The organism is Luteibacter sp. P4_E6, from assembly GCF_056401535.1.
Window position 1 is genome coordinate 1 of sequence record NZ_JBFUJE010000253.1, and the last position, 5,702, is coordinate 5,702.

At 65.1% G+C, this 5,702-nt stretch carries 5 protein-coding genes and 1 pseudogene; 2 read left to right on the plus strand and 4 right to left on the minus strand.

The features are described 5' to 3' along the window. From AC1DT2_RS14560 to AC1DT2_RS14570, 3 genes and pseudogenes are all read right to left on the minus strand, one after another. Positions 1-315: pseudogene (locus AC1DT2_RS14560) on the minus strand (poly-beta-1,6-N-acetyl-D-glucosamine N-deacetylase PgaB); the annotation flags it as partial. A gap of 5 nt (positions 316-320) precedes the next feature. Continuing rightward, positions 321-2,372, minus strand: a complete 2,052-nt coding sequence (pgaA, locus tag AC1DT2_RS14565) for a poly-beta-1,6 N-acetyl-D-glucosamine export porin PgaA (protein WP_477297065.1) — start codon at positions 2,370-2,372, stop codon at positions 321-323. Positions 2,373-2,508: 136 nt separating this feature from the next. Continuing rightward, positions 2,509-2,937, minus strand: coding sequence for a rhodanese-like domain-containing protein (locus AC1DT2_RS14570; RefSeq protein WP_477297067.1), 429 nt, complete (start codon positions 2,935-2,937; stop codon positions 2,509-2,511). A 90-nt stretch (positions 2,938-3,027) separates the two neighbouring features. Here AC1DT2_RS14570 and ftrA point away from each other — a divergent pair, with 90 nt between their 5' ends. Then, positions 3,028-3,999, plus strand: coding sequence for a transcriptional regulator FtrA (ftrA, locus tag AC1DT2_RS14575; RefSeq protein ID WP_477297068.1), 972 nt, complete (start codon positions 3,028-3,030; stop codon positions 3,997-3,999). An 89-nt stretch (positions 4,000-4,088) separates the two neighbouring features. Next, complete coding sequence (locus tag AC1DT2_RS14580; protein ID WP_477297069.1) at positions 4,089-5,276, plus strand: acetyltransferase domain-containing protein; 1,188 nt, start codon at positions 4,089-4,091, stop codon at positions 5,274-5,276. Here the strand turns inward: AC1DT2_RS14580 and AC1DT2_RS14585 are convergent. After that, on the minus strand, positions 5,277-5,702 hold a 426-nt coding region (locus AC1DT2_RS14585), incomplete at its 5' end, for a hypothetical protein (RefSeq protein ID WP_477297070.1).

A 5,702-nucleotide genomic window follows, 5' to 3' on the forward strand; every position in this document is an offset into this window, starting at 1 on the left:
GGTGTAGAAACTCTCCAGGCCGTCGTCGAAGGTGAGCAGCACGGCGTTCGGGGGAAGCCTGGCACCGCCGTGGCTGGCATCGACGACCTGCTGCAGGCTGACGATGTTGTAGCCGCTGGCCTTGAGCCAGTCGAAGTGCGAGATCAGGTGATCGGTGCTGGTCGCATCGGGATCGCGGTCGGCCTGCAGGCCGACATCGTCGCGAACGTCGTGATAGGCGAGCACGATCAGCGTGGGCCGCGCCGGAGCGACGGTCTGCGCGAACGTGGGAAGCGCGAGCCCGAGCAGGGCTAGCAGGAACAACAGCGAACGCATGACTCTCATTCTCCCCAGTGCAGGGTCAGGTCGAGGACGACGCGATGTTCGCGGCGGCCATCGTAGGGTTGGTTGTGCCAGCCGATTCCCCAGCCAAGGCGGATGCCCGCGCGTGGCTGGAAGATCTGGCCGTAGCGCACGCTGGCCATCCAGTCGCTGGCATAACCCTGCTCGTCGTACTCGCCGACGGCGACGTCGATACGCTGGGTGACCTGGCGTTCGTAGAACTGGCCGAGCAGGTTTTCCAGCCGGCCAGTGAGCGCGTAGCTGTTGTCGCGGCGCGGGTTGAAATAAGGACGATCGGTCTGCGTGTTCAACGAGCCGCCCACTTCCACGCCGCCGTCGAGGGCGAGGTTGGGCGCGGTGTAAACGCGTTGGATGAAGGCAGCCAGCCAGCTCGTGCGTTTGTTGCCGTCGCTGAAATTGTCGCGGGCCACACCCAGTCGCGCCTGCGTGAGTTCGCTCGCCCGCCATGTCACGGCCGTTTCGAGGGTCTTCGCGGAGATACCGTAGTACTGCGCGCGCAACGGCGTGTCTTCGCCGGCCGTGCTGAAGTCGGTGGCGATCGCCCAGTGGTCGGTTATCGCCCAGTTTACGCCGGCTTCCAGGGCGGTCTTGCCCACGTACCTGTCCGCGGCGGGCAACGCCTGCACATAGGCTTCGAGGCCACGTGCGTAGCCACGCACGCCGAAGCCGAACCGCGTCCGGCGGACGTCGCCTTCCGGCAGGTCGGCGGTCGAATAGCGCCCCAGCGCGACGACGCGCCAGTGGTCGTCGATCAGCGGACTTTCGATCGTCGCCAGGGTGGCGCTGTCGCGGTCGCCGAAGTCGGGGCTGGAGCCCTTGCCGTTCTCCTGGCTGATGTCGAACTGCCAGCCGCGCTCGCGATCCCACGACTGGATGGCACGGTCGACGCGGTCAGTGCGACTGCCGAGCACCTTGGCCTCGGCCAGATCGTCGTCGATGCCTTCGTAATCGTGCAGGGCGCGTTTCGTTTCCGCGGCGTCGAGGTAGGAATCGACATCCCGCGGATTCAGGGTATCAGCAATGGCAAGGTCGTCCTGGGCGCGGCGGGGCCAGCCGCGTGCCAGTTCCACCATGCCCAGTTGGCGACGGATGTCCGAATCGGCCGGTGCCTCGCGGCTGAGCGGCACGATGCGCGCATACGCGTCGGCTTGCATATCCACGATGCTGCGTGCCGAGATGGCGGCCGATTCGGCGTCGAACTTGCGCGGGTTCTGGATGGGCAGGCGAATGCCGGGAACACGGACCCAGGGCTGTTCCTTCGCCGCCAGATTGTCGATGGTGGTGAACGCCTTGCCGGTCTGTCCCGACTCCAGGTACGCGTACATGAGTCCGATGCGCGGATCGAGATCGGCGGCGTCGTACGGACCGGGATCCCTGGCGATGCTGTCTTCATAAACCTGTGCGGCCTCGGCCGGGCGGCGCTTGGCGAGAAGGGCGTCGGCMGCGTTGCGCTCGGCGTAAGCGGGTAGCGTCACCCCTTGCTTGTGCAGGGCGTCGTAGCGCTGCACGGCTTCGTCCATGAGTCCTGCCTGATCCAGCGCCACGATGAGGTCGAACTGTTCGCGAAGGCGCATGTCGGCGGGAAGGAGGGGGTCGTCCGCGAGTCGTCGTGCATCGACGACCGCGCGATCGGCTTCGGCGTACGGTGCACGCGGATCGGCCGGCGAACCCTCGGCCCACCGGGTTTCCCGGGCCACGTGATCGGCGTCGAGACGCGCACTGTCCGCAGCACTCTGCGGTGGCTGTAGGGTCGACGCCAGTTCCCTGGCGCGCGTCGTTGCGCCGATTTCCGTCAACAAAGTGACGTTTAGCGCCTGTGCTTCGCGGTCGTCCGGCCACCGGGCGAGGATCGCCTGGACCTGTGCCAGTGCATCCACGCGATGACCCTGGTCACGTTCCTGACGCACTTTTGCCATGAGTGCATCGCGTTCGGGCGGTACCGCGGCCCAGGCCGCGGGCCCATGCAGGGCCAGAAACAACGCCAGGCACAGCCTTGCGCGAGGTACGCGGGCGTCCTGCTGAAAAATCATCAAAGTTGATCCCATCCCCACAACATGACCTGTATCAGCCGAGCCGAATGTCCATTCTCGGCAACGGAGGTTGAAAGTAGCGTGGGATAGTAGAGGCAAGCTGCGTGCCATCCGTGTCAACGCGTGCGCGTTCCATTCAGGTGACTTGATACGGAGCAGGGGCTGCTGTGGATGCAACCGCGAGTTCGAAACCTTCGTCGAGCCACCCGGTCATGCCTCCAGCCATGATTTTCACCGGACGACCCAGGCGGGCCAGCTTCGCCGCGCCACGGGCCGCGCCGTTGCAGTGAGGACCCGCGCAGTAGGTTACGAAGAGCGTCGACGTGGGCCACGATGCCATGCGTGAGGCGATGATCTTGCCGTGGGGCAGGTTGATCGCGCCGGGAACGTGGCCCTGGGCGAACAGGGCCGGGCTGCGGACATCGAGCAGCACGAAGCCAGGATCATCGAGGGCAAGCGCGTCGTGCGTATCCCAGCAGTCGGTTTCGAAGCTGAGCTTCGACTCGAAATGGGCGATGGCGAGGTCCGATGGGGCGGCGGGGACGCGGGTGACGGCGTTCGACATGGCAGTGCTCTCGTGCGGTGGGTGTGCAAGCCATTGTCCCGATGGCGCAAGCGCGGCATAGTGGCGTGAACGCCATCATGCGATCAGATCATGCCAATACCTTTTGCGCCGCCCAATGCGCTCGTCGTGGCCCTGGTCTACGAGGGGCTGTGCATGTTCGAGTTCGCCAGTGCCGCCGAGGTGTTCGGCATGGCGCGGCCGGAACTGGGCGAGGACTGGTATCGCTTTGAGACCTGCGCTGCGGAGCAGGGCGAGGTCCGGGGCCAGTACGGCACCCGCCTTCAGCCCGACGGGAATCTGGATCGGCTCGCGGAGGCGGGGACGATCATCGTGCCGGGCTGGAAGGGCGTTGACGAGTCCGTGCCCTTAGCCGTCGTGGACGCGCTTCAGCGTGCCCATGCACGTGGGGCGCGGCTTCTCTCCATCTGCTCGGGTTCGTTCGTTCTCGCCGCCACAGGGTTGCTGGACGGCAGGCGTGCCACGACGCACTGGCGTTACGCGGAGGCGATGCGCCTTCGTTATCCCGCCATCGAGGTGGATCCGGATGTGCTTTATGTCGACGAGGGTCAGTTGCTCACCTCGGCGGGCAGCGCCGCGGGTCTCGACCTCTGTCTGCACCTCATCCGGCGTGACCGCGGCCCGGCCATCGCCAATCACGTAGCGAGGCGCCTGGTCATTCCACCGCATCGGGACGGCGGCCAGGCCCAGTACGTCGAGCGCCCCGTGGCCCAGCGCGAACGCGACCTGCTGGGCCCTGTGATGGACGCGATGCGTCGCCGCCTTGCCGACGACCTGCCGCTGGCCACGCTCGCCGCCATGGCGGCGATGAGCGAGCGATCCTTCATCCGTCGCTTCAAGGCTTCGACGGGAACCACGCCGGCGGACTGGCTGACGACGCTTCGAGTCGATCGGGCGCGCGAGTTGCTGGAGAGCTCGGCGTTATCGATCGACCTGATCGCCGGCCAGACCGGGCTCGGTACGGCGACCACCCTGCGACATCACTTCCGGCGCAAGCTGGGCACCAGTCCGGGCGCTTACCGTCAGCGGTTTGCTGCGCCATAGACGGCGGCCTATGCCATTCCTCCGATTSACCTCGCGGGTCGAAGGCGCTACAACGGTCAGGTTGGGTCTGGATTCCGGGGTGACTGGCGATGGTGGAACCGCACGCTTCGAACGCAACCGCGGCCTCAACGGCGCCGCTGCCTCGCCTGGACTTCATCGACGCACTACGTGGCCTCGTCATCGCACTGATGGTGCTCGACCATACGCGCGACTTCGTCAACCGCCAGGCCTTCCTGTTCGATCCGCTGGATCTGGACAAGACGTCGGTGGCGTTGTTTCTGACGCGCTGGGTGACGCACCTCTGTGCGCCGACCTTCGTTCTCCTGTCGGGTGTTTCGATCTTCCTCCAGGCCCATCGAGGGAAGACGGGCTGGCCGCTCTCGCGGTTCCTGCTCACGCGCGGCCTCTGGTTGATGTTCCTCGAAGTCACTTTCGTCGACCTGGGTTTCGACTTTCGTCCCGCCGTCTTCCTGCAGGTGATCTATGCGATCGGCCTGAGCATGGTGCTGATGTCCGCCGTGGTGCATCTGCCGCGCCGCGTGGCGCTGGGGATTGGCATCGCCCTGGTCGCCGGGCACAACCTGTTCGATGGCGTGGATGCCGGCACGCTCGGCGTGTGGGGGCTGCCATGGCACCTGCTGATGCAGCCGGGTCCGCTGCCGTTCGGCTTCATTGCCTACCCGGTGCTGCCATGGTTCGGGATCATGTGCGTGGGTTACGGCATCGGCGGGATCTATCTGATGGAGCCATCGCGGCGAACCCGGACGCTCGCGCTGCTGGCCATCGGCATGTTGCTTCTGTTCTTCGTGCTTCGCCTGCCGAACGTCTATGGCGACCCGCATCCCTGGACGGTTCCCACTGATCGATCGCTGACACCGTTGGCAGTCATGTTGGTGGCGAAGTACCCACCCTCGCTGGACTATGTTCTGGTCACCCTGGGAATCTCCACGCTGCTCGGCCTCGCCTTGGGCCGTGCGCCGGCATGGTTGCTGAAACCCTTCCTTGCCTTCGGCCGCACGCCGATGCTGTCGTACCTGCTGCACCTGTATCTGGCGCATACGTTCGCGGTGATCATCGCGCAGTTCTACGGCGTGCCCGCGGCGCACTTCATCGGCACGTTGAGCGATCAGTCGCGGCTTCGCGCCGATGGATGGGGGTTGTCCTTAGCCGGCACGTATGCCGTGTGGCTCGCGGTGCTGGTCGTGCTCTATCCGATCGCAAGCCGCTACGCGCGGTACCGGGCCACTCACAAAACGTGGTGGCTGAGCTACCTGTGACTAGTGGAGACCTACTATCTTGGCAAGCAGAGAGAGGGATAGAGCATGCTTCTCAGATACGAGCCCTATGTTTGGGTGGTACTGGAATCCCGAGTGATCGATCGTCGCGGCCTCGAGAGCTGCTAGTGCCTGCGCTCGGCATTCCGGACTATGGCGCCGGGCAAGAATGATCGCGCGAGTAGCGTGGTGCTTGAAACGATCGACAGGAAACATGAGGCGCCCGCTCGAGAGTTCCAGAACTTCCATTGCGCGATCGAAATGGCTCTCCAGACCCAGGGTGGCAATCAGGTAAGGGAGGTCCGAGTAAGCGCAGGTTTTCATCTGCGGATAAGTCGCCTCTCTGGCCAGGGCCGCCTCGTAAGCTTGGATGGCGAGATTGACATCGCCAAGGGCGAGGTAGGATGTCGCTCGGTCGACATATGCCTG